The sequence below is a fragment of the Niveispirillum sp. KHB5.9 genome (assembly GCF_048066115.1).
In the GTDB taxonomy this organism is placed as follows: Bacteria; Pseudomonadota; Alphaproteobacteria; order Azospirillales; family Azospirillaceae; genus Niveispirillum.
In genome coordinates this window covers 44,934-68,007 of the sequence record NZ_JBLTYX010000011.1, presented here as the reverse complement: position 1 = coordinate 68,007, position 23,074 = coordinate 44,934, and the positions used below count along the sequence as shown (strand labels likewise).

At 66.4% G+C, this 23,074-nt stretch carries 26 protein-coding genes and 1 tRNA gene; 8 read left to right on the top strand and 19 right to left on the bottom strand.

Annotation, left to right across the window (positions count from 1 at the left end; all coding sequences use genetic code 11):
• Positions 1-81: 81 nt before the first annotated feature.
• Positions 82-366 carry a 50S ribosomal protein L27 gene (rpmA, locus tag ACM9HJ_RS18105; RefSeq protein ID WP_416573165.1) on the bottom strand — a complete coding sequence of 95 codons (285 nt, stop codon included), beginning with the start codon at positions 364-366 and terminating at the stop codon, positions 82-84.
• Positions 367-401: 35 nt separating this feature from the next.
• Positions 402-713 carry a 50S ribosomal protein L21 gene (gene rplU, locus ACM9HJ_RS18100; RefSeq protein WP_416573164.1) on the bottom strand — a complete coding sequence of 104 codons (312 nt, stop codon included), beginning with the start codon at positions 711-713 and terminating at the stop codon, positions 402-404.
• A 345-nt stretch (positions 714-1,058) separates the two neighbouring features.
• Here rplU and ACM9HJ_RS18095 point away from each other — a divergent pair.
• Positions 1,059-1,148, top strand: a tRNA-Ser gene (locus ACM9HJ_RS18095).
• A 177-nt stretch (positions 1,149-1,325) separates the two neighbouring features.
• Here ACM9HJ_RS18095 and ACM9HJ_RS18090 read toward each other — a convergent pair.
• Together ACM9HJ_RS18090 and ACM9HJ_RS18085 are read right to left on the bottom strand one after the other, a co-directional pair.
• Positions 1,326-1,595 carry a hypothetical protein gene (locus ACM9HJ_RS18090; RefSeq protein ID WP_416573163.1) on the bottom strand — a complete coding sequence of 90 codons (270 nt, stop codon included), beginning with the start codon at positions 1,593-1,595 and terminating at the stop codon, positions 1,326-1,328.
• Positions 1,596-1,851: 256 nt separating this feature from the next.
• Entirely contained in the window at positions 1,852-2,283 is a 432-nt protein-coding gene (locus tag ACM9HJ_RS18085) for a hypothetical protein (protein WP_416573162.1), read from the bottom strand.
• A gap of 59 nt (positions 2,284-2,342) precedes the next feature.
• On the opposite strand from ACM9HJ_RS18085, the gene ACM9HJ_RS18080 reads away from it, so the two are divergent.
• A complete protein-coding gene (locus ACM9HJ_RS18080; RefSeq protein ID WP_416573161.1) occupies positions 2,343-2,879 on the top strand; it encodes a hypothetical protein in 537 nt (178 codons plus the stop codon).
• A gap of 44 nt (positions 2,880-2,923) precedes the next feature.
• Here ACM9HJ_RS18080 and hslU read toward each other — a convergent pair whose 3' ends face one another.
• Both hslU and hslV read right to left on the bottom strand, forming a co-directional pair.
• A complete protein-coding gene (hslU, locus tag ACM9HJ_RS18075; RefSeq protein ID WP_416573160.1) occupies positions 2,924-4,246 on the bottom strand; it encodes an ATP-dependent protease ATPase subunit HslU in 1,323 nt (440 codons plus the stop codon).
• Entirely contained in the window at positions 4,246-4,806 is a 561-nt protein-coding gene (gene hslV / locus ACM9HJ_RS18070) for an ATP-dependent protease subunit HslV (protein ID WP_416573159.1), read from the bottom strand. The genes hslU and hslV overlap by 1 nt, the downstream gene beginning before the upstream one ends.
• A 110-nt stretch (positions 4,807-4,916) precedes the next feature.
• On the opposite strand from hslV, the gene ACM9HJ_RS18065 reads away from it, so the two are divergent.
• Positions 4,917-7,394, top strand: a complete 2,478-nt coding sequence (locus tag ACM9HJ_RS18065; RefSeq protein WP_416573158.1) for an ATP-binding protein — start codon at positions 4,917-4,919, stop codon at positions 7,392-7,394.
• A 99-nt stretch (positions 7,395-7,493) separates the two neighbouring features.
• On the opposite strand, the gene ACM9HJ_RS18060 is transcribed toward ACM9HJ_RS18065, so the two are convergent.
• Complete coding sequence (locus tag ACM9HJ_RS18060; protein WP_416573157.1) at positions 7,494-8,393, bottom strand: NAD(P)/FAD-dependent oxidoreductase; 900 nt, start codon at positions 8,391-8,393, stop codon at positions 7,494-7,496.
• A 101-nt stretch (positions 8,394-8,494) separates the two neighbouring features.
• Between ACM9HJ_RS18060 and ACM9HJ_RS18055 the strand changes: the two genes are divergently transcribed.
• Both ACM9HJ_RS18055 and ACM9HJ_RS18050 read left to right on the top strand, forming a co-directional pair.
• Positions 8,495-8,941 (top strand): Rrf2 family transcriptional regulator, encoded by a 447-nt coding sequence (locus tag ACM9HJ_RS18055; RefSeq protein WP_416573156.1) that lies wholly within the window; start codon positions 8,495-8,497, stop codon positions 8,939-8,941.
• A 176-nt stretch (positions 8,942-9,117) separates the two neighbouring features.
• On the top strand, positions 9,118-9,741 hold the full coding sequence (locus ACM9HJ_RS18050; protein ID WP_416573155.1) for a Smr/MutS family protein: 624 nt from the start codon (positions 9,118-9,120) through the stop codon (positions 9,739-9,741).
• On the opposite strand, the gene ACM9HJ_RS18045 is transcribed toward ACM9HJ_RS18050, so the two are convergent.
• The 3 genes from ACM9HJ_RS18045 to ACM9HJ_RS18035 form a co-directional block, all read right to left on the bottom strand.
• On the bottom strand, positions 9,742-10,536 hold the full coding sequence (locus tag ACM9HJ_RS18045) for a lysophospholipid acyltransferase family protein (protein WP_416573154.1): 795 nt from the start codon (positions 10,534-10,536) through the stop codon (positions 9,742-9,744).
• Between the two features lie 33 nt (positions 10,537-10,569).
• Positions 10,570-11,388 carry a GNAT family N-acetyltransferase gene (locus tag ACM9HJ_RS18040; RefSeq protein ID WP_416573153.1) on the bottom strand — a complete coding sequence of 273 codons (819 nt, stop codon included), beginning with the start codon at positions 11,386-11,388 and terminating at the stop codon, positions 10,570-10,572.
• A 348-nt stretch (positions 11,389-11,736) separates the two neighbouring features.
• Positions 11,737-12,159 (bottom strand): MucR family transcriptional regulator, encoded by a 423-nt coding sequence (locus ACM9HJ_RS18035; RefSeq protein ID WP_416573152.1) that lies wholly within the window; start codon positions 12,157-12,159, stop codon positions 11,737-11,739.
• Between the two features lie 55 nt (positions 12,160-12,214).
• Between ACM9HJ_RS18035 and ACM9HJ_RS18030 the strand changes: the two genes are divergently transcribed.
• Positions 12,215-12,505, top strand: a complete 291-nt coding sequence (locus tag ACM9HJ_RS18030; protein WP_416573151.1) for a sulfurtransferase TusA family protein — start codon at positions 12,215-12,217, stop codon at positions 12,503-12,505.
• Between the two features lie 10 nt (positions 12,506-12,515).
• On the opposite strand, the gene ACM9HJ_RS18025 is transcribed toward ACM9HJ_RS18030, so the two are convergent.
• Together ACM9HJ_RS18025 and tsaB are read right to left on the bottom strand one after the other, a co-directional pair.
• Positions 12,516-12,998, bottom strand: coding sequence for a GNAT family N-acetyltransferase (locus ACM9HJ_RS18025; RefSeq protein ID WP_416573150.1), 483 nt, complete (start codon positions 12,996-12,998; stop codon positions 12,516-12,518).
• A gap of 5 nt (positions 12,999-13,003) precedes the next feature.
• The gene (tsaB, locus tag ACM9HJ_RS18020; protein WP_416573149.1) at positions 13,004-13,696 is read right to left on the bottom strand and encodes a tRNA (adenosine(37)-N6)-threonylcarbamoyltransferase complex dimerization subunit type 1 TsaB; all 693 of its coding nucleotides are present in this window, start codon (positions 13,694-13,696) and stop codon (positions 13,004-13,006) included.
• A gap of 170 nt (positions 13,697-13,866) precedes the next feature.
• On the opposite strand from tsaB, the gene ddpX reads away from it, so the two are divergent.
• A complete protein-coding gene (ddpX, locus tag ACM9HJ_RS18015; protein ID WP_416573148.1) occupies positions 13,867-14,442 on the top strand; it encodes a D-alanyl-D-alanine dipeptidase in 576 nt (191 codons plus the stop codon).
• On the opposite strand, the gene truA is transcribed toward ddpX, so the two are convergent.
• The 5 genes from truA to ACM9HJ_RS17990 form a co-directional block, all read right to left on the bottom strand.
• Entirely contained in the window at positions 14,373-15,176 is an 804-nt protein-coding gene (truA, locus tag ACM9HJ_RS18010) for a tRNA pseudouridine(38-40) synthase TruA (protein WP_416573147.1), read from the bottom strand. The genes ddpX and truA overlap by 70 nt on opposite strands.
• A gap of 2 nt (positions 15,177-15,178) precedes the next feature.
• Complete coding sequence (locus ACM9HJ_RS18005) at positions 15,179-16,003, bottom strand: carbon-nitrogen hydrolase family protein (RefSeq protein ID WP_416573146.1); 825 nt, start codon at positions 16,001-16,003, stop codon at positions 15,179-15,181.
• Between the two features lie 5 nt (positions 16,004-16,008).
• Positions 16,009-16,278 (bottom strand): glutaredoxin 3, encoded by a 270-nt coding sequence (gene grxC / locus ACM9HJ_RS18000; RefSeq protein ID WP_416573145.1) that lies wholly within the window; start codon positions 16,276-16,278, stop codon positions 16,009-16,011.
• 129 nt (positions 16,279-16,407) lie between these two features.
• Positions 16,408-17,217 (bottom strand): double zinc ribbon domain-containing protein, encoded by an 810-nt coding sequence (locus ACM9HJ_RS17995; RefSeq protein WP_416573144.1) that lies wholly within the window; start codon positions 17,215-17,217, stop codon positions 16,408-16,410.
• The gene (locus ACM9HJ_RS17990; RefSeq protein WP_416573143.1) at positions 17,214-18,089 is read right to left on the bottom strand and encodes a hypothetical protein; all 876 of its coding nucleotides are present in this window, start codon (positions 18,087-18,089) and stop codon (positions 17,214-17,216) included. The genes ACM9HJ_RS17995 and ACM9HJ_RS17990 overlap by 4 nt, the downstream gene beginning before the upstream one ends.
• Before the next feature lie 147 nt (positions 18,090-18,236).
• On the opposite strand from ACM9HJ_RS17990, the gene ACM9HJ_RS17985 reads away from it, so the two are divergent.
• Positions 18,237-18,896 carry a glutathione S-transferase family protein gene (locus tag ACM9HJ_RS17985; protein ID WP_416573142.1) on the top strand — a complete coding sequence of 220 codons (660 nt, stop codon included), beginning with the start codon at positions 18,237-18,239 and terminating at the stop codon, positions 18,894-18,896.
• Positions 18,897-18,900: 4 nt separating this feature from the next.
• Here ACM9HJ_RS17985 and ACM9HJ_RS17980 read toward each other — a convergent pair whose 3' ends face one another.
• Both ACM9HJ_RS17980 and ACM9HJ_RS17975 read right to left on the bottom strand, forming a co-directional pair.
• Positions 18,901-19,515, bottom strand: a complete 615-nt coding sequence (locus ACM9HJ_RS17980) for a GNAT family N-acetyltransferase (protein ID WP_416573141.1) — start codon at positions 19,513-19,515, stop codon at positions 18,901-18,903.
• A gap of 329 nt (positions 19,516-19,844) precedes the next feature.
• Positions 19,845-23,048: a glycoside hydrolase family 15 protein gene (locus ACM9HJ_RS17975; RefSeq protein ID WP_416573140.1), complete on the bottom strand. Its 3,204-nt coding sequence runs from the start codon at positions 23,046-23,048 to the stop codon at positions 19,845-19,847.
• Positions 23,049-23,074: the final 26 nt, after the last annotated feature.

Here is a 23,074-nt window from a genome sequence, read left to right as displayed (position 1 = left end):
CAAACAAAATCGGGGGAACGGTTGCCCGCTCCCCCGATCCGTCACATTCCTTGGACGCCGGCCGAAGCCGGCGGACAGGATTTACTCGGCAGCCGCAGCGGCCTCTTCAACGAGGATCTCGTTGACGCCGACAAAGGTGCGGCCCTTCAGGCCGGTCTTGAACTCGACATTGCCGTCGACCAGGGCGAACAGCGTGTGGTCCTTGCCGATGCCGACATTGGCGCCCGCATGGAACTTGGTGCCGCGCTGACGGACCAGGATGTTGCCGGCCAGAACCAGCTCACCGCCGAAGCGCTTCACGCCCAGACGACGACCAGCGGTATCGCGACCATTGCGGGACGAGCCGCCTGCCTTTTTATGTGCCATGGATCTTACTCCTTACCAATGCTTCAAAAAGGCGCTCAGGCCTGGATACCGGTGATGCGCAGCACCGTCACTTCCTGACGATGGCCGTTCTTCCGGCGGTAGTTCTGGCGGCGCTTCTTCTTGAAGATGATGATCTTGTCGTTGCGGTCCTGGGCGACGACGTCAGCCGTCACGACCGCATTGGCGACCAGGGGCGAACCGACGGTGGTGGTGCCCTCGTTGCTGACCAGCAGGACTTCGTCCAGCTTCAGGGAGGCACCGGCCTCACCGGCCAGCTTCTCGACCCGAATGACGTCGCCGGCCGCGACCTTGTACTGCTTACCGCCGGTGCGGATGACTGCGAACATTCTAACCACCACTTCTTAAAGATCCGGGAACCCCCGCCAATGGGGTGGCCCCTTCCATTCTGCCGCAAAAAGGAATACGGCAGCCCGAGAGGCTCCGTTCCCAGAGGCGGCGGAATATACCTGTCCGCGACGGAGTGTCAACCGGGAACAGACTCTTTTCCTTGAGCTTTCGCCCCACGCCGCCTGCAAGGGTGGGGCCCATCCGCCGCATGGGCATGCTTATATAATGTATGACGGCGATGAAAAAGGACTGTTGCATCGGCACCGGGCTTTGTGTAGGTTCCCGGCCACTTCGCCAGGGCGCCCCGGATTGACCCCCGGACATGACAGCGCGGCGAGGTCAGCGGAGAGGTGGCGGAGTGGTCGAACGCGTCGGTCTCGAAAACCGAAGTACCCGCAAGGGTACCGTGGGTTCGAATCCCACCCTCTCCGCCATTTATTCCAGACGACACGTCTCCACTGCCACCTTTGACCCGATATATCCCGACATTTCAGTGGGTTGGCAGCGCCATTGGCCGTGATTCTGGCCCCGAATGGCGCCCCTGACACCCGCTCCCTCTCGCCCCGACACGGCATTTTCTCCGGCGGACGAGGGGACGGTTCCCTTTGCCTTCAGACGGGTTCAGGGAACCCCAGGACATGCCGCTGCGCTTGCCAATCGTCCGGCAGGTCGGTGGATGTCAGCACCGTGAGGGTCAGTTCCCGCGGCTGTCCGCCGCGCAGGATCGCCTCGGTGATGTCCGGGGCCAGGAAGGCCAGCCGGAGAATGCGGCGGACCAGCACGAAACTGGAGTGCCAGTATATCCCGGAGCAGCCAATTTTAAGAGCATCGGCCAGCAAGCCATGAAAGCAGTGCTGGCAGCAAATACTCCCGAAATCCAAGCAATGAATGCCATGCACACAACATCTGGTGTGATCTACTCCCGCGCCTGCGGGGAGCCTCCCCCTTCATTTTTGATAATATTCACTTGCCGAAGATTCTGTGCGAGTGTTATCGCAACATAACACCTATTACAATATCCGGAATGGATATACACTCCCTGGCTGAAGTCCTGAAGGACGTTCGCTGGAAAGACCCGTTCCCGGACGGGGCCGGGCCCATTCACCTGTTCAGGGCGTGAGCATCGTCATTCCAACTTCACTGGCCACAGCCGATCATGGTGCCCGACGGGGTGATCGTGCAGCGGTTGCCCATCGTGTCCGTCGAGTGGCATCCCGCCGAATCACACCAGCTGCGGATGGAATAGCTGTTGCCTTGACTGTCTTGGGACGTCACCTCATGGCCGCCGCCCGGCAGTGTGCGGGTGCGGGTGTCCAGGCTGTAGCTGTTGCCCTGGCTGTCCTGGGAGCGGACGGAGAGATCGCCGTTGGGCGATTGCGTGGACCGGGTGGTGGTGGAATAGGTGCTGCCGTCCGGGCCGGTCGCACGCACATCGATATTACCCTTCACATCCGTCGTCGTGGTCACACAGGTCGCCCCATAACATTTATGGGTGGTGCCCTGTGCCCAGCCGCCCGTGACGGGCAATCCCGACAGCAGAACGCAGACCAAGATCGCCCGCAAACGCATTTCATTCCCCCACAGCGTGAAACCTTGCATGATCTTATAAATCTTGACGGGAGAAAGTTATGCGAAAAATCACCCTTGGCGCCGGCATTGCCGCAGGACTGGTCCTGCTGGTGGGTGCCGCCAATTTCTTTTCCGCCACATTGCCCGTATCCCGTGCCATCGGCGGTGACGATCGCAATGGCGGCATCAGCGCCTATGGCTATCACCAATATCTGCTGCTACCGGGAACCCTGGTATTCGACGTACGGGATGTAGGTGGCGGCGTCAGCCCGCTGGACATGACCCGCGCCCTGCTGCAAACCGCGTCGGCGATGAAGGGGCGGCGCTTCGAGAAGGTCATACTGGCCTATCGCGGCAGCACCCGGTACGTGATGAGCGGTTCCTATTTCCAGGAACTGGGGCGCAACTTCAACGCGGGCGAGAACCCGCTCTACCTGATGCGGACATTGCCCCAGAATCTGCGGAAGCCCGATGGCCGGGACGCGTTCAGTACCTGGACGGGGGGTGTCCTGGGCGTGCTGACCCAGCAGATGGACGATTTTTCCGATTTCCACAAACAATGGTGGATGTTCGAAGCGGCCGCGCGGCGGGGATAGGCCCGACCGGCGGTCCGGGACCGTTCCCGGACCGCCGGCCCCGGTTACAAGATGAACTTCGACAGATCGGTATTCTGCGACAGCCCGTCCAACTGGGCCCGCACATAGGCTGCATCCACCGTGATCACCTCCCCGCCCTTCTCGGTCGCGGCGAAGCTGATCTCCTCCAGCAGGCGTTCCATCACCGTGTGCAGGCGCCGCGCGCCGATATTCTCCACCGTGCGGTTGATGTCGGCGGCCAGGCGGGCCAGTTCGTCGATGGCATCGTCGGTGAAGACCAGTTCCACCTCCTCCGTCTTCAGCAAGGCCACATATTGCTTGATCAGGCTGCACTCCGGTTCCGTCAGGATGCGGCGGAAATCGGCCTGGGTCAGGGGCTGGAGGTTGACGCGGATGGGCAGGCGGCCCTGCAATTCGGGCAACAGGTCGCTGGGCTTGGCGATGTGGAAGGCGCCCGACGCGATGAACAGGATATGGTCGGTCTTCACCGGGCCGTGCTTGGTGGACACCACCGTGCCCTCGATCAGAGGCAGCAGGTCGCGCTGCACGCCCTCGCGGGACACGTCGCCGCCGCGATGCTCCTGGCGGGCGCAGATCTTGTCGATCTCATCCAGGAAGACGATGCCGTTCTGTTCCACGGCATGGATGGCCTCTTCCACCACCTTCTCATTGTCCAGAAGCTTGTCGCTCTCCTCCGCCATCAGCACTTCATAGCTTTCGGAGACGCTCATCTTGCGGGTCTTGGTGCGGCCGCCACCGAAGGCCTTGCCGAAAATGTCACCCAGATTGACCATGCCCATCTGGGCGCCCGGCATGCCCGGCACGTCGAAGGTCGGCATGCCGCCGGGGACGCCATTATCGGCCACCTGGATTTCGATCTCCCGGTCGTTCAGCGTGCCTTCCCGCAGCTGCTTGCGGAACTTGGCGCGCGTCTCCGCACTGGAATTCTCGCCCACCAGGGCGTTCAGCACGCGTTCCTCGGCATGCAGTTCGGCCTTGGCCGTCACCTCCCGGCGCAGGCGGGTGCGGGCCATGGCGATGGCGGCTTCCACCAGATCGCGGATGATCTGTTCCACGTCGCGGCCGACATAGCCGACCTCGGTGAACTTGGTGGCTTCCACCTTCACGAACGGGGCCTGGGCCAGCTTGGCCAGGCGCCGCGCGATCTCCGTCTTGCCCACGCCGGTGGGGCCGATCATCAGGATGTTCTTGGGATACACTTCCTCACGCATCTGGCCCGACAGCTGCTGGCGCCGCCAGCGGTTGCGCAAGGCGATGGCGACGGCGCGCTTGGCCTCGTTCTGGCCGACGATAAAACGATCCAGTTCCGAAACGATCTCGCGCGGGGAGAAGGCGGTGGCACTCATCACATCTTCTCCAGCGTAACGGAATGGTTGGTATAGACGCAGATGTCGGCGGCCACTTTCATGGCGCGACGCGCGATCTTTTCGGCATCGAAACCATCGATATCGACCAGGGCACGGGCCGCGGCCAGGGCATAGGAGCCGCCGGAACCGATGCCGATGATCCCGTCTTCCGGCTCCAGCACGTCACCATTGCCGGTGATGACCAGGGACACATCCTTGTCGGCCACGGCCATCAGCGCTTCCAGCCGGCGCAGATAGCGGTCGGTGCGCCAGTCCTTGGCCATTTCCACCGCCGCACGGGTCAACTGGCCCGGATGCTGTTCCAGCTTGGCTTCCAGCCGTTCGAACAGGGCGAAGGCATCGGCCGTGGCACCGGCGAAACCGGCCATGACCGAACCGCCGGCCAGCCGGCGCACCTTGCGGGCGTTGGACTTCATCACCGTCTGGCCCATCGACACCTGGCCATCGCCGGCGATCACCACCTCGCCGCCCTTGCGGACGGACAGGATGGTGGTGCCATGCCACTGGATGGGATCGTGGGGGTTTGAATTGCCGCTCATCGGGATCACTCGGGTGGGCTTTCGGAAAGATGAAATGCTATGTGGGGAGGGTCGCAACACAGTCAAGCGCGGGATGTAGCGCCCTCATCGCAAGGTGAGGCCACCGCCCCTTGCTTTTCAATGATTTCACCTTCTACACTCTGCGCACCGTGAAGCCCGCTTTCGCCCATGTCATCGCCATCGCCGCCGCGGCCCTGCTGGGTCTGGCCGGGATCGGCTGGATGTTGCTTCCCATCCTGTGGGAGGCGCAATCCCCCGTGCTCGGCCTGCTGACGCTGGCCCTGCTGCTGACCGTCGCGTCGCTGTTCGTGCGCCTGCTGGCCTGGTGCCGGGGCCGCGACCTGGACCTGGTGGAGTCCAAGGCGGAAAACGCCCGTCTGCTGGCCCTGCTGGATGCATCGCCCGATCCCTGGTTCGCGCAGGGCGTGACGGGTGACCTGGCCCTGTCGCCCGGTTTCGCCGGCCTGCTGGGGCTGGACCAGGTGCGCCGGCTGGATGATGTCGAACAGGCGCTGGCGCCCAGCGATGCCGCGGCCCTGCACGGGTCCTTCCGGCATCTGGTGGATAGCGGTCAGCCCTTCCAGATCAATGTGCGGCTGGCCGACGGGTCGAAATTCTTCCAGGCCAGCGGACGGCGGGGCGGGGGACCGGAAGGAGCCTGCCTGCACCTGCTCTGGCTGCGCGACATCACCGTGCAGGGCCAGGACCAGTTGCGGCGGCAGGAACTGCACATGATGCAGACGGCGGAGCTGGAGCGGCTGCGCACGCTGCTGTCGTCCCTGCCCATCCCGCTGTGGCGGCGCGGGGCATCGCTGGACCTGGACTGGTGCAACGCGGCCTATGCCCATCTGCTGGACAGCACGCCGGAACGGGTGCTGGAGGGCGGACGGGAATTGCCGGGCGGCGGCCTGTTCGGGGGGCCGCGCGACCTGGCCATGCGGGCGCGCGATGCGGGCGCGGCCCAGGAGGAGGAAAGGTTCCTGGTGGTGGATGGCGACCGCCGCCTGTTCCACCTGACCGAGATCCCCCTGCCCCAGGGCGGCATGATCGGCATGGCCGTGGACCGCACCACCGAACGCGGCCTGAAGGACGAGCTGACCCGCCATATCGACGCGCATGGCGAGGTGCTGCACCAGATGGGCTCCGCCATCGCCATCTATGGCCCCGACATGCGCATCAAGTTCCACAACCACGCCTATGCCCGGCTGTGGGACATGGATACGGGCTGGCTGGCGGACGAGCCGACCTATGGCGAGGTGCTGGAGGATTTGCGGGCGCGGCGCAAGCTGACCGAGGAGGCGGATTTCCCGCGCTGGAAGAAGCAGCAGCTGGGCCTGTTCACCTCGCTGATCGAGCCGATGGAGGAACTGATCCATCTGCCCGACGGGCGGACGCTCCGCGCCCTGTCGGTGCCGCATCCGTTCGGCGGGCTGATGTTCGTGACCGAGGATGTGACCCATACGCTGGCGCTGGAAAGCTCCTACAACACGCTGATGGCCGTGCAGCAGGAGACGCTGGACAATCTGGCCGAGGGTGTAGCGGTGTTCGGCGGCGACGGCCGCCTGAAACTGTGCAACCCGGCCTTCCAGCGCCTGTGGGCCGTGGGGTCGGAGCAGGTGCGGGGCGAGCCGCATGCCAGCGGCGTGGTCGATCTGGTCCGCCCCCTGCTGGACCAGGGCGGGGATTGGGAGCAGGAGCGGGTGCGGCTGGTCGGGCGGCTGCTGGAGCGGGCGGCCGATGCCGGCATCATGCGCCGGGTGGACGGGTCGGTGCTGCGCTATGCCCTGGTGCCACTGCCCGACGGCGCCGTGCTGTTCTCCTGCCTGGATGTCACCGACAGCGACCGGGTGGAGACGGCGCTGCGGTCATCGAACGAGGCGCTGGAGGCCGCCGACCGGCTGAAGGCGGAATTCATCGCCAACGTGTCGTACCAGCTGCGCACGCCGCTGAACGCCATCATGGGCTTCGCGGAGATCCTGCATAACCAGTATTTCGGGCCGCTGAACAATCGCCAGCAAGAATATGCCAAGGGCGTGCTGGAGGCGAGCCGGCGGTTGCTGTCGCTGGTCAACGACATTCTGGATCTGGCGACCATCGAGGCCGGGTTCATGGTGCTGGAGCATGAGCGGTTCGACATTCCGCAGCTGCTGCATTCCGTGGCCGGCCTGACCCGCGACTGGGCCCGCAAGCAGGGGCTGGACCTGCGGGTGGATGTGCCGGAGCACACGGGCGCCATGGAGGGCGACGAGAAGCGGCTGAAACAGGCCCTGTTCAACCTGGTGTCCAACGCCATCAAGTTCACCCCGGCCGGCGGGCGCATCACCCTGTCGGCGGAACGGCGCGGCGACCGGGTGGTGCTGGCGGTCAGCGATACCGGCCTGGGCATCGCCAGCGACGAGCAGAGCCGGGTGTTCGAACGGTTCGAGCGCGGGTCCGCCGGGGCGGCGGGGTCCACCGGGGCGGGCCTGGGCTTGTCGCTGGTCAAGAGCTTCATCGAGCTGCATGGCGGCAGCGTGGAGATCGACAGCGACGGCCAGACCGGCAGCACCATCCGCTGCTGCCTGCCCGCGGCGTTGAGCACGCTGTGATGCGCCCTCAGGCGCCGGGCGCCGCCATCCGGCATGGCTTACGCCGCATTTGGGCTGGCCGGCGGACGCCGGCCTCCAGGGGCATTGCATGCCCCTGGCTTAATCCCACCCCAGCAGCGACCGGTGCGCGCCGACACCCGCCAGCGTGCCCGACGCGGCCGCCAGGGGAGCACTGTGCATGCCCATGGTGGCATCGCCGGCCCCATAGACGCCCGGCACGCTGGTCTGCTTGAACGCGTCGACGCGCAGGGTGGGGCCGCTATGCCCGTCCTCGAACGCACAACCCAGTTGTTCGGCCAGCGGACTGGCCATGCTGGTCTGCGGGCCGACGAACAGGGCGGTCAGGGGCAGCACCCTTCCATCGGCCAGCCGCACCGCCGACAGGTCGGGCGCATCACCCAACAGTTCCACGATGGGCGATATCTCCACCGTCACGCCGCGTGCAGCCAGCTTTGCGGCCATCTCCGGCTCCGGCGTGAAGCGCCCTTGCGTGAACAGGGTGGCGGGGCCCCAATCGGCGATCAGCAGCGCCTTCTGATCGGCACCAGCCTGCGTGGCCAGGACACCCAGAGGCCGGTCCGCCACCTCATAGCCATGGCAATAGGGGCAATGCAGCGCGCTGACGCCCCAGCGTTCCGCCAGACCCGGCAGGGCCGGCAGTTCATCCCGCACGCCGGTGGCCAGGATCAGGCGGCGGCCGGTATGGATGGCGCCGGAGCGCAGGGCGATGGTGAAAAGGTCGGACGCCCCCTCCACCCCTTCCGCAAGGTCATCGGCGAAAGCGACCGTTGGATAGACACCAAGCTGGCGGCGACCCAGGGCCACGATGTCGGCCGGGGGAACACCGTCCTGACCCAGGAAATTGTGGGAATGGCTGGCGAAGCGGTTGCGCGGACGGCCGGCATCGACCAGCAGCACCCGGCGGCGGGCACGGGCCAGCGGCAGGGCGGCGGACAGGCCGGCGAAGCTGCCGCCGATGATGATCACGTCGTGAATCATGATAGGCCTCTTTCATGTAACTTTATAAATTACATGAAACACAGATCGTCGGGTTTCGCAACTCCGCTTGTTACGTGACTGGCGCTGCGCTATGCAGAGGCATGCGCCATGACAGCCGCCTTTCCCGCATGCTGCACGCCCTGGTCCATATGGACCGGCTGGCGGGGGCGGCGACGTCGGAGATGCTGGCCCGGATGCTGAACACCAACCCGGTGGTCGTGCGGCGGACCATGGGTGGCCTGCGCCGGCACGGGCTGGTCCGGTCGGAAAAGGGGCATGGCGGCGGCTGGGTGCTGGCGCGTACGCTGGACGAGATCAGCCTGCTGGACATCTATCGCGCCCTGGACGAACCGCAGCTGTTCGCGCTGGGCCCGTCAGTCGACAATCCCGACTGCCTGGTGGAACAGGCGGTCAATGGCGCACTGGATATGGCACTGGTGGAGGCCAAGGCCGTGCTGCTGGCGCGGTTGGAGAAGGTGACCCTGGGTGATCTGGGCCGGCATTTCACGGAGAAGCTGGGCGCCCTGCCCCGGCAGTTGCAGCCCTGAGCAGGCTTCTGTTTTCCCCCAGCGGATGGAACCCATGTCCCGGCTTCCATTGCCCGGCGGGGCCATGGATGCTACCTGCTGCCGATCCTCCTGTCCTGTGAAGGCCCTGACTTGTTCCGCCGACCGCCCCCATATGCCGATGATGGCGCGCCCCCCCAGGGCGCGGCGGGTGCACCATGAGCGGACGCCGTCCCAAACTGCCGACGGCGGACGAACTGGCGCTGTGGCATAATGTGGTCCGCGATGCGGCCCCTCTCGTCTCCAAGAACCGCAAGACGCCACCGCCCAAGAAAGTGCCTGCCGCAGCCCCTGTCGCGCCGGCACCGGCGCCCGCCCCACGGGCAATGGAAGCGGCCCCCGCCATCAAGGTGCCGGCTGAGCGGCTGGCCGAACTGCTGCGCGCCGTGCCGGTGGCGGAAAAGGCACGGGTCAATGTGCAACTGGCTCCCTCCCCCCTGGGCCGGGTGGCCGGGGTGGACAAGCGCACGGACGAGAAGGTGCGCAAGGGCCGCATGGGCATCGATGCGCGCGTCGACCTGCACGGCATGACCCAGAGCGAAGCGCATGACGCGCTGATCGGCTTCATCCGCCGGTCGCATGCCGCCGGGCGGCGCATGGTGCTGGTGATCACCGGCAAGGGGCAGATGCCGCGCGGCGAGGGCGTGCTGCGCCTGTCCGTGCCGCGCTGGCTGCGCGAGGCGGAGGTGGGGCGGCTGGTGCTGTCCGTGCATCAGGCGCAGCCCCAGCATGGCGGCGGGGGGGCCTATTATGTGCTGCTGAAACGGCGGCGCGAGGGGTGATCAGGCGGCACGCCCGGTAACGGCGCGTTCCACGCCGCCGGCCACCGACTGCCAGCAGATCTCCGCCAGGGCCTTGCGCGAACCGGCCGTTTCCAGCGACTGGGCCGGGTGGAATTCCACGGTCACGCGCAGCCGGCCGGCGCGCACCGCACGCCACAGATGCGGCGGCAGTTCCATGTCGCCATACCAGGCATAGAGCTGGCGCCAGACATGGCCCAGGGGAATGCCGTCCAGATGCGTGGCGGTGACGCTGACCGGCTGTACCGTCAGGGGCCTTTCCGCGATGCGGGTGGAGGCGACGGCGAACAGGGCCGTCTTGAACGGCAGGGTGCGGTTGCCGTCGCTGCTGGTCCCTTCCGGGAACAGCACCAGATTGTCACCGGATTGCAGCCTTCCCTGGATCGTGTCGCGCTGTTCATCGGCCTTGTGCCGGGCCGTGCGGTCCACGAACACCGTGCGCTGCAGCCGTGCCAGCAGGCCGAACCCGGCCCAGCCACTGACCTCCGCCTTGGCGATGAAGCTGACCGGCAGGACGGAACCCAGGACGGGGATGTCCAGATAGGAGGAATGGTTGGCGATGAACAGCACCGACCTTCCGTCGGCCGGCACACCCCTGACCACCACCTCCAGCCCCAGGATGCGGCAGCAGACCCGGTGATAGAAGCGGGGAAAGCGCGTGGCCCCCGCCTGCGGCGACAGGCGCAGCAGCACAATCTGCACCGGGATCAGAGCCAGGGTGAACAGCGCATAGACCGTCAACCGCGACAGTCCCAGCAGCGTCGAGCCGATATCCATGCCTAGCCGCCCGTCGCTCCGCAGTTCCTGGGATCAGATCAGCGACGAACCCCGGCGCTCGTAATGGCGCAGGTACTTGTCGGTGATCATGTCGGTCTTCACGACGATGGAGACGTCGGTGGTGTTGAACTGATGGTCGACCACCGCCCCCTCGCCCACGAAACCACCCACCCGCAGGTACCCCTTGATCAGGGCCGGCACCTCGTTGATGCCGCGGCGGGGGTCGATGTCATGTTCGTCCATCATCGCCATCTCGACATAGCGGTGCGGCAGCGCCACGGGGCGCAGGGCCGGCGGCGCCAGATGATGGTAGTAGAGGTAAGAAAGCGGCAGGGCCAGGGCCTTGGGGTCGGTGCCCGGCAGGCTGGCACAGCCGAACATCAGCTTGATGTCGTAATGCGCGGAATAGGCGGCGATGCCGCGCCACAGCAGCTGCATCGTGCCGCGGCTGCGATAGGCCAGGTCGACGCAGGACCGGCCCAGTTCCAGCACCTCACCCGGATATTCCTCGATCCGGGAGATGTCGTATTCGTCGGACGAGTAGAAGGAGCCGGCGCGGGCCGCGGTGGCGCGACGGATCAGGCGATAGGTGCCGACCACGGCATCGACGCCGCCACCCAGGCTGTGGTCGATGACCAGCAGGTGATCGCACAACCCGTCGAACATATCGAAGTCGCGCCGCTGGGCCGCCATCTCCGGCGTGGGCTTGGCCGCCATCTCCTCATAGAAGACACGGTAGCGCAGGCGCTGGGCGGCAGCGACCTCGGCGGCGGTATCCGCCAGACGAACCTCCAGATTGCCGGCACGAAGTTCGCCGGAAATCAGGGCATCGGTGGAAATGATGTCAGCCATGCTCTCACATATTCTGGGTAGCCGGCACGGGGGAACGCCCGCAACCATCCCCGTCCCCTGTCCCGTCTTTCACGGGTTCATCGGGCGTGACGGTCGCCGCCTTCGACCATTGGCATAACACGAACTGCTGCAGGCGGGTCAACCCACTGTGTCACAATGCGCGGGTCGATCACGAAAGTTTCATGCCCATGTCCCGCAACTTTCAAAGACCTAGGGGGTCTGCGGGTAGGTATGAAGCGGTGCCATGCACAAATCACATTGGTTGAGGGGCTCCAAACGAGAAAGGGGGCGACCCGTTGGCCGCCCCCTTCCCCCTCAACCCAACCCGCCCGATGGCGGGATAGAAACTTACTCGTCCTCACCGGCGCGGCGGGCGCGGGTACCCAGACCGATCTGCTTGGCCAGACGCGAACGCTGCTTGGCATAGTTCGGCGCGACCATCGGATAATCCGGCGGCAGGCCCCAACGGTCGCGGTATTCTTCCGGCGACATGTTGTAGGCGGTCTTCAGATGGCGCTTCAGCATTTTCAGCTTCTTCCCATCTTCCAGACAGATAATATATTCGGGGGTCACCGACTTCTTGATGGCGACGGCCGGCTGCGGCTTCTCGCTCTGCACCACCGGCTCTGTGCCGATGTTGGCCAACGTGCGGTAAACCTGCTCAATCAACGACGCAAGATCGTTGATTGCGACTGTATTGTTGGAAACATGGGCCGCGACGATTTCGGTCGTGAGAGACAAAAGTTCGGGCGAGGAGGATGCGTTGCTCATGTATCATTGCTCCAACCAAGAAACTCGATCGTGATATAAGTCGTATTTCAACACCATGCAATATCGATTTGGTACGATATCAAAGGAATCGATCATCGTGACAAACATACCAGACCAGTTCCTTGACATAACCACTCTTGTCTGTCCCATGACATTCGTCCGCACAAAACTTGCCGTCGAGCGGATGCATTCCGGGCAAACCATTGAAGTACGAATGAATTTTGGCGAGCCCTCTCGCAATGTTCCGGCTTCCCTACGTGAACACGGCTACATCGTTGCCGATCCGCAACCGGAGAATCCCGCGAGTCCGGAGGGGGTTCAGCGGCTTTTGGTCAAGAAGCCTTAACCAATCCGGGCTACGCCAGATCAGTCACCATGACGTCCGCGTCAATCGATTGTTCACGATGTCGATAATAACCGCGCCGCCTTCCGGCATTCGTGAAGCCTGCGGAAGCATAGACTCGGATCGCGGCTGTATTTGTAACCGCGACTTCTAGGAAGACCCGGGTCACGCCCAGCCCCGCCAGATGCGCCAGGCCATGGCGCAGCAGAGTGCCGCCCAGCCCCCGGCCGCGCGCGTCGGGGATGGCGCCGATGGTCAGCAGCTCCGCCTCGTCCAGCACATGGCGCCAGAGCGACAGGGCCACGGGCTCCCCTTCCAGGGTCAGGATGAAGCCTTCCACCCCCGGCGTGGCCAGCAGCGACGCGAAGGCACCTTCGTCCCAGGCGGGGCCCGACAAGGCCGGGTCGGCAAAAGCCACCGCGTGCAGGGCCGCCAGCACACGCGCATGGGCCAGACCGGCGGGAAGGATGTCCACCATGTCCACCATGTCCGCCATGCCCCTCACCCCTGCTTGGGCAGGGTGACGTCGGGCGGACGCAGATAGAAGGGATCGGCCACGCGCGCCGCGATGCCGGCCGCATCCTGAGCCGCCGCGATGCGGGCGGTGGCCAGGGCTTCCGCCGCACCCGTCGTTTCCACCACCTGCACATCCCCCGCCCAGGCACCCAGGGCCGCCGCCGCGCGGGCGGCCGCGTCGCCGACGATCAGCAGGGGGCCGGCGGGCAGGTGGGCCGCCGCATAGGCGGGCAGGTCGGGGGGCAGCACGTCCGCTGGCTCCGCCAGCGGCGACAGGCCGGCGGCAAAGGGCTGCAGGAACAGGTCGTCCCGCCGGCTTTCGATGGCGGCCAGCAGGGTGCGGCCGCTCCGGGCATGCTCGTCCAGGCCGGTAGTGGCGGCCTCCAGCGTCGTCACCCCCACCAGGGGGCAACCGGCAGCCAGCGCGAAGCCGCGTGCGGCGGCCAGACCGATACGCAGGCCGGTGAAGGTGCCCGGCCCCACGGTGACGCCGATGCGCGACAGTTGCGCGAAGCTGACCCCGGCTTCCGCCAGCGTGTCCTGCACCATTGGCACCAGCTTTTCCGCCAGGCCGCGCTGCATGGTTTCCGCGCGCACGGCCAGGGTCCGGCCCGATGCGGCGTCCCACAGGGCAACGGCACAGGCGCTGGTCGCCGTATCCAGGCCAAGCGTGATCATTGGCGTATTCCGCTTCGCTTCATGTTCCCTCAAACGCCGGGCGCCGCCATCCGGCGGCTTGGCTTGTGCGACCACGTGGTCGCGGGCCGGCAGTCGCCGGCCTCCAACAGCACGAGCCGAAGTCTCATGCTGTTGGTATAAGGTCTCGACAGCAACAACAAGGGTTCCCCATGCGGTTCGTGACCATCGCCCCGCCGGATTTCGATGTCGATCTCGACCTTCGCTATGCCACGGCCGACAATCTGACGGGAAGGCCGATCTTCGCGCGGCCGCTCTGCCTGCTGCATCCCGAGGCCGCCGCGGCACTGGCACGGTCGATCCGGCTGGCGGCGGCACAGGGGTTGCGGCTGCGCATCTTCGACGGCTATCGGCCACCGGCGGCGCAATGGGCGCTGTGGAACGCCCTGCCCGACCCGACCTTCATCGCCGATCCGCGCATCGGGTCCAGCCATGGACGCGGCGTGGCCGTGGACCTGACCCTGGCATTACCCGATGGCACAATGCTGGAGATGGGCACCGATTTCGACGATATGCGGCCCATCGCCTTCCATGCCGACACGACCATTCCGGTGGAGGCCCAGCGCAACCGGTCGCTGCTGCTGGGCATCATGGCGGCAGCGGGCTGGCAGCATTACGCCTTCGAATGGTGGCACTACCAGCTGCCGGGCGCTGCCACCTATCCGCTGGTGGAGGATGGGGCACTGGGGCCGTCGGTCATGGGCTCAGGGAACTCGTCACCGGGATAATAGGCGCGGGTGAAATAGAGCCCATCCGACGGCGCCGTCTGGCCGGCGGCGGCGCGGTTGCGCGCCTCCAGGGCGGCCGACACATCGTCGGCGGTCCAGCGCCCCTCCCCCACCATCTTCAGGGTGCCGACCATGTTGCGCACCTGATGGTGCAGGAAGGACCGGGCGCGGGCGATGATCCGCACCTCCTCCCCCTCCCGACTGACCGACAGTTCGGCCAGGGTCTTCACCGGGCTGGCCGCCTGGCAGAGCGAGGCGCGGAAGCTGCTGAAATCATGTTTGCCGATCAGGCGCTGGGCGGCCATGTGCATGGCGTCGGCATCCAGCGGGTGGGAGACCAGCCAGGACCGGCCGGCATCCAGCGCCAACGGAGATCGGCGGTTGGTGATGCGGTAGAGATAGGAGCGGCCAATGCAGGTGAAACGGGCGTGGAAATCACCCTCCATCGCTTCGGCCTTCAGCACGGCGATGGGGTTGGGCTTCAGGTGATAGTTCAGCGCGTCGCGCACCTTGTCGGCGCTGACCGGCTTTTCCAGGTCGAAGCTGGCCACCATGCCGGTGGCATGCACGCCGCTGTCGGTGCGGCCGGCGGCATGCACCGTCACCTTCTCCTGCGAAAACCGCGTCACCGCCTCTTCCAGGCAACCCTGGACGGAAGGGCCATGGTCCTGGCGCTGCCAGCCCAGGAAGGGCGTGCCATTGAACTCGACGGTGATTTTCCAGCGCTGAGCCAAGATCACGGACCCGCGAAGCTGCGGTCATGACCCAGGCTTGGCACCATGCGGCGGGCCTCTTGCACCTTGGACAGGTCCAGGTCGGCGATCACCACGCCCGGTTCCTCCCCGGCATCGGCCAGCACCTCGCCCCAGGGGCTGATGATCACGGAATGGCCATAGGTGCCACGGCCGCCATCATGGGTTCCGGTCTGGGCCGGGGCCAGGATGAAGCACCCCGTCTCGATGGCGCGGGCGCGCAGCAGCACATGCCAATGCGCCCGACCCGTGGGCACGGTGAAGGCGGCGGGAACGGTGATCAGACTGGCGCCGGCCTTGGCCAGGGCGCGGTAGAGATAGGCGAAGCGCACATCGTAACAGATGCTCATCCCCAGCCCGCCCCAGGGCGTGGGGGCGACCACCGCCTGTTCACCGGGGCGGTAGGTGGCGCTTTCGCGATAGCTTTCGCCACCGGCCAGATCCACGTCGAACATGTGGATCTTGTCATACCGGGCGGTGATCTCGCCTTCCGGGCTGATCACGAAGGCGCGGTTGGCCACGCGCCCGTCGGGCAACAGGCATCCCAAGGTACCGGTCATGATCCAGGCGCCGGTTTCCCGCGCCAGATCGCGGAAGAAGGGCACGCCGGGATGGGTATCCTCCGGCTTCACCCTGGCCAGGATCTTCTCCCGCCCCTGCGCCATCAGGGAAACATTCTCGGGCAGGCAGACCAGTTGCGCACCCTGCGCCACGGCCTGGCGGACGAAGATGCCGGCCTGTTCCAGATTGGGCAGAATCTCCGGCCCGGCATTGACCTGGACCAGGGCGGCGCGCAGCGTGTCGGTCATGCGGGTCAGGCCCCGATGCCCAGCATGGAGTCCAGCTTGCCGGCGCGGTCCAGGGCATGGGTATCGTCGCAGCCGCCGATATGCTGCCCGTCGATGAAGACCTGCGGCACGCTGGTGCGGCCACCGGCGCGGTCGGTCATCTCCGACCGGCGGGCCGGTTCGGCCATCACGTCGATCTCGATATAATCCACGCCCTTGCGGTCCAGCAGGCTCTTGGCGCGGGTGCAGTAGCCGCACCAGGGGCTGGTATAGATCTCGACCTTGGGCGCGGACATGGTGCTGGGTTCCCTCGCATGAGTGACGGTTCGCTGACCATAATATGAACATGCCGGGGCATGTGGCAAAGATCGAAGCGTTGCAGGGCACCCTTGCCCGGCGCTCAGCGCCCTGGGGACAGGGTTGGATCAGCCAGCTTCGCCCACCTCATCCAGAATCACCGGCCGCACCACACGGGCCAGGGTCAGCACATCCACCGCCCGCACCCCGCCCCGGCGAAGCGCGCGGGCGCATTCGCCCACGGTGGCACCCGTAGTGAAGACGTCATCGACCAGCAGGATGCGGGCATCCTTCGCCTTGTCGCGCCAGCGTGGGTTCAGGACGAAGGCGCCCTCCACATTGCGGGCCCGGCCCTTGGCCGTCAGCCCGCCCTGGCTGGGCGTGGCGCGGCGGCGGATCAGCAGGTCGGGCAGCACGGGCCGGCCCGTCAGCCGCCCCAGTTCCAGCGCCAGCAGGGCCGACTGGTTGTACCGCCGCTTCAACAGGCGCCAGCGATGCAGCGGCACCGGGGCGATGATCACGTCGCCATCGGCCAGCAGACCCGCCCCGGCCCGCGCCAGCCATTGCGCGAAGGCTGGCGCGCAATCGGTGCGGTCGCCATGCTTGAACCCCAGCAGCAGCGACCGGCTGGCATCGTCATAGGCGAAAACCGAGCGGCAGCGGTCGAAGTTCGGCGGCCTTGCCAGACAGGCGCCGCAGACCAGATTGCCCGTCCCCTCCCCCGTCGGGTCGTAATCGAAGGGCAGGCCGCAGCGGGCACAATGCGGGGCGGCGATGAAGGAAATCCCCTGCCAGCAGCCGGCGCACAGCGCACCCGCCACCCCCACCTCTTCCCCGCAGGACAAGCAACGCGGCGGCAGGACAAGGTCCAGCAGGCGCCGGGCGCCATCGCGCAGGGGGGAGACGAACCGGAAGCCGCCCGGCAAAGACAGGCTCATTGCTTTGCGTCCCCGGCCGTTTCGACCAGGCGGCGGGCAATCTGCCGGCGCTGGCGATCGGCGTCGGCGCCAACCGGAGCCGTATAAAGCTCACGCAGCAGGGCCCGGTCCCAGTCGGTCATCGCCATGGGGCGGAACCCGCCCGGCTGGAACAGGTTCAGCACGCTGGGCACGGGTGTGCGCTCCGTCTCATCGATGCGGCCCAGCAGGCGCAGGGCCACATGGTCGGCCACGGCCTCCAGCGGCAGACCGCGCAGGCCCTTTTCATCCAGCACCACCAGGGAGCGGAACATATCGGCCCGCGTGGCCATGCCGATGCGCGAGGCGTTGCCCGGCGCCACCCGCATCAGGCTGGCGACCGAAGTGCCGGACACGTCCATGATGTCCGGCGTATTGCCCTGGGCATTGTTGGAAATGGTCAGGTACCAGAAACGCGCCGCCCCGCCGCGACCCAGGTCCCTGCGCACCGCCGACAGGGGGGCGGGGGCGAATATCCGGGCATGCTTGACCAGCATCAGATCGACCAGCCGGTCGGGATCGTTGGTCAGCAGGACGATGACATTGGGCCGGCAGCCGGCGGGCGCCTGTTCCAGACCCGCGATGGCGGCGGCCTCCTGCAGGCGCCGGGCGAAACGCTGCTCCTGGCCGCCGACAAAACCGCGCAGCGTGGCGCAGATCGGCCGGTGCCAGCGGGCCAGCTGCTTCTTGTGGCTATGCGACAGCGCCTCGCCCACGAACCCCTGCAGCTGCGCCTCGCCGGGTGCCTCCACCACGATCTCGGGCAACAGATCGGGGATCGTCTCCTGCGCCAGGGCATGCGCCGCCGGGGGCAGCAGCAGGGCCAGGGACAAGGCCAGCCAGCGACCGATCATCTGCGCCTCCTGCGACGGGGTTCAGGGAAGGGTCCTGCAATTTTGCGGATATGTAAACCTGTCCGATGTGCGGGGTGAGGCACCGGCGGGGTTTGACGCCGGCGCCGGGAGGGGCATGATGGGACAAAGACCATCGGGAGAGATGCCATGATCGACCTCTACACCGCCGCCACGCCCAACGGGCACAAGGCCTCCTGCACGCTGGAGGAGCTGGAGCTGCCCTACAACGTCCATCTCGTGTCGCTGTCGAAGAATGAGCAGAAGGAACCCTGGTTCCTGGCCATGAATCCCAATGGCCGCATCCCGGTGATCGTGGACCGGGCCGAAGACTTCACCGTGTTCGAATCGGGCGCCATCATGATCTATCTGGCGGAAAAGACCGGCCGCCTGATGCCGGCCGACGCCAAGGGCCGGTCCCGCGTGCTGCAATGGCTGATGTTCCAGATGGGCGGCGTGGGGCCGATGATGGGCCAAGCCAACGTCTTCCACCGCTACTTCCCGGAAAAGATCCAGCCGGCCATCGATCGGTACCAGAAGGAGGCCAAGCGCCTGCTGACCGTGCTGGACGGGCATTTGAAGGAGCATGAGTTCCTGGCCGGCGATTTCTCCATCGCCGATATCGCCAACTGGTGCTGGGCCCGCACCCATGACTGGTCGGGCGTGCCCATCGACGATCTGCCCCACCTGTCGCGCTGGATCGCGCAGCTGGACGCGCGGCCGGGCTGTGCGGCGGGGCTGCAGAAGCCGCCCAAGAACATCAGTGCGGCGGAGCTGGTGCAGTCGGCGCAGACGATCGTGGTGCGGTAGGGGGTTACGCCCCCGCCAGCCGCTCCCGCACCGACGGCCATTCGCTGTCGGTGATGGAGAAATAGACGCTGTGGCGCAGGCTGCCATCGGCGCGGACGACATGGTTGCGGAAGGTGCCTTCCTCCACCGCGCCGATGCCGGCCAGCGCCGTGCGCGACTGGATATTGTTGCTGTCGGTCTTGAACTCCACCCGGATGCAGCCCCAGGCGTCGAACGCGTGGGACAGCATCAGAAGCTTGGCGTCGCGGTTGACACCGGAACGCTGGAACCCCTTGCCCAGCCAGGTGAAGCCGATCTCCACATGCCGGTTGGCGCGGTCGATGGCGAGGTATCGGGTGGAGCCGGCCACAAGGCCCGTCGCCTGTTCGATGGTGACGAAGGGCAACATGCGGCCCGCCTGCTGTTCGGCCAGCGCGAAACCGATCCAGGCCGCCATCTCGTCCCGGCTGCGCACCGGCGTGGGATACCAGCGGAAGATATCGCCCTCCAGCCCCACCGCGCACAGTGCATCCAGATGCCCCATGCCCAGCGGTTCCAGCCTTGCGGCGGTGCCGGTCAGGGTGACGGGGGCGGTGTCGATGCGGTTGAAGGTGTGGACGGGGTAGACGAGGGCGGTCATCAGGGCACCGGGATGGGGAAGGCTGTACAGAGCTTTCCCCGACGGCCAGGCGCCCGGTCAATCAAGGCATTGTCGCGGAGACGAGATTTCCGGGCACCAACAAAACTCCCCGTCACCCCGGCGAAGGCCCATGGGCGCTAAGTTAAGGGATTTGCACTGCCGTAGAAGCCCCTTCTACCGTCACCCCGGCGAAGGCCGGGGCCCAAGTGATAAGCGCCTTGCTCTACGATCTGGGCCCCGGCCTTCGCCGGAGTGACGGTAGTAAGAATGGCAACGATGGTGCCCAAGAGTTTCGCAGAGGTCCCGCAAGCGGGAGAGGACGCATACCCCTACGCCGCGTCCGGCACCGCCCCTTGCAGCCCCGCCAGCACCAGCGCACTCACCGCGAAATGCTCCGCCGCCTTCACCGGCGACAAATTGTAAAAGCCCTTCCAGGCCGCCGCCCCGTTGGGATCGCCCTGACCGGCATGCAGCTGCTGCCAGTGGCGGGCCACGGCGGTGGCGATGATGCGGTCGGTGGAGATCAGGCCGGGCAGGCGGACGGTGCTATCCACCAGCAGCATCTCCGACACGGCCCACAGCGCCTCCACCGTCAACTGCCGGTATTCGGGGTTCATGATGCGGTCCAGCCGCGCCTCCACCTCGCGCGCGAAGTCGCGCTCGCCCGGCGTGCGATCGGCGCGCAGCGTGGCGCTGTCCAGGCGCATTTCCTGATGGCTGGGATCGGCGATGATCAACCCGTCGCCGTGGCGCAGCAGTTCCCAGACCCGGCGGAAGAAGGCCTCGGGCACGGGCAGCAGCGTGCCCGTGGTATCGCGCCAGCCCCACCAGTCGCCGCCGATCAGCATGGGGGCGGTCCAGTAATCCCCCTCCATGGCGAATTCCAGATTGCCCACGGCACTGCCGCGCGACAGCACGGGCAGGCAGAAATCCCCGGTCATGCCGGGACAGCGGGAGATCAGGCGGCGCAGCCGGGTCAGGATGGCGTGCGGCCCTTCGGCCTTCAGCACCTCCAAAGCCGCCGCATCCGACAGGCCGCGCTGCCGCCCCACGCTGCGGACCAGCAGGCCCAGCAGGTCGGCGGGGCGCAGGGAGAGGGTGTAGCGGAACAGTTCCGGGCTGGCCTTGATCAGCGTGCCGGAGAACAGCAGCATCTCCTCGCGCAGCATCAAGGTGGCGGGGTCGCCGCCGATGGTGGCCAGGCGGTTGGAGATGTCGGCATTGGCCAGCGGCCGATCCACGGTGCTGGCGCCCAGGATCACATGCTTCTGCCGGACCACGATCTCCTTCACCGCGTCCTGCAGCCGCTCGTCATGGCGGTTCAGCAGCCAGGCCAGCGGGCGCACGATGTCCCAGCGGCCGGCATGGCCGGCGGCACGGTACAGGTCCTCCGCCCGCTGCCACAGCGGCACGCCGCCATCGGTGATGAAGTCCATGCCCTGCCGGTCCCAGAGCAGGGTCAGCATCAGCAGGTGCCAGTCGGCCCGGCGTTCGCCCGCCAGCGACTTGGCCAGCCAGGGCGTGTCCCCCTCCTCCACATACCGCCGCTCCTCTCCGCTGGGGGCGGTGGCCTTGAAGTCGAAGGCATCGTCGCCGGCCCAGGCGCGCACGGGCCGGGCGGTGACGGGGCACGACGGCGCGATCTCGTCGAACCCGACGATGCGGGCACCGGCATAGGCATCGATCAGGTCGCTGCCGCGCACCACCAGATCGGGCACGCGCCCGCCCACCAGATCGGCGAGCGTCTTCGCCAGTTCCGCGAAGCCTTCGCCCGCCGCCATGCCCTTGGACACGGGGAAGACCAGCAAGGGCGGCTTTGTGAAGGTCCAGGTGCGGTTGATATAGGCGATTTCAGACAGCAAGCGATCGACCAGGAACCGGTGATCATAGGTGAAATAGAAACCGTCCTGTTCATCCACGAAGGTCGGCACGATCACGGCTGGCTGGCCCGCGAAGCGGAAGCCGCAGGCGGTGATCAAGGTACCCAGCCGGCGCGGCGGCCGGCCCGACAGGCCCAAGGCCTCGCACCGTCCCAGTTCGGCAAGCGCACCGACCAGCACATCGACATGGCAGATATTGATCGACCCGCCGGCCTGGGCCAGGGTCTGGCAGGAAACACCCTGTTCCTTCAGCTGGGCGCGGACCTTGTCATCCTCCGCCAACACCACCAGCCGCAGGGGCACCGGCGGCTTGGGCTTCAGCTTGGCGCGGCGGTTCAGCGGGTCCACGTCGCCGGCGGCCAGGAACCCTTCATCCAGCAGCAGGCCCATGATGAACAGGCTCTGCGCCCACAAGAGCGGCACATTCTCGTTGGGTACGCGCTTCTGGCTGCCGGGGTTGGCGCGTTCGGCCTCCACCGCCTCTTCCGGGACGATGAACAGTTCCGGCAGCAGGGCGTCGCCACCGCGTTCCACCAGCAGCCATTCCAGCTTTTCCCGCCAGGCGGCGGCATCGCGGGCGTCACCGGTCAAAAGCGCGGTGACGTAGAAATAGGTGTAGAACAGCGGCCATTCGCTCTCGATGCCGCGGAACCGCTCCAGCTCGCCCGCCTCGTAATGCAGGCGGGTATGATCCTCCATCACCGTCTGGTGCCCGTCGGTCAGGAAGCGCTTGCAGCCATAGGGGCCGGCCAGCTTGGTCAGGATCTCGTTGCGGGTGCGCTCCACCAGATCGGGGGCGTCGACCGCGAAGGCCGGCCACCCGATGATGCCCAGCGTGGCCGCGTCCACTTCCTTCGATCCGGATTCGCGGGGCAGCAAAGCCTCAACGGTGGCGCGGGCCCGCGCGATCTCGTCCGGGACGGCCTGGATGACGGCGACACGTCCGCCATCCTCCCCGAACAGGTCCAGGCCCTGCATCGCCTCCATCGCGGCCTTGGCCATGCCGATGGAGCTGGCGTTCAGTTCGACGGCGCCGTCATTGATCTTGCGTCCGCGTTCCCAGATGCCGAAATCAGCGATGCGATAGGCGGGGCCGATATAATGCACCAGGTTCTGGACGAAATTGACCTCATCCATCGTGTAGATGACCGACATGCCCGACCGCGTCATCTGCGCCAGCATCAGCAGGAACAGGGATGTGGCATCGATCTGCAAATGGCCCCAGCCATCGTCGGCCGCCACCGCCTCTCCGGTGCTGGCGGAATAGATGGCGTGCAGGCTGTCCAGCGGGGCCTGGGTCTGCTTGAACCGCTCCACCTTGTTCGCCTGGCGCATCATGGCCTGCAACAGGCCGCGCATGGTCTTCACCACGCTCTGTTCCAGCAGGCGGGCGCGGGCCACGCTGTCGCCCCGGCGGCGATAGGCCAGCGACAGGGCCCAGGGGCCGATGATCGAATAGACGTTATCGCGCACCCAGGCATGGGTATAGTTGCCATGGACGGTGACGGCGGTGCTGGCCGGCAGCAGGCCGGTGATCGGGTGCTGGCGCGCCAGGATCACCCGGTTCACATGGTCGAACAACCGGTCCAGCGCGGTCTTCACCGCCTGTCCACCCTGCTTGCCAATCCCCCTTGGCAGCGGCGATTCCGGCATCTGGCACCCCGTGAGAATGTACACAA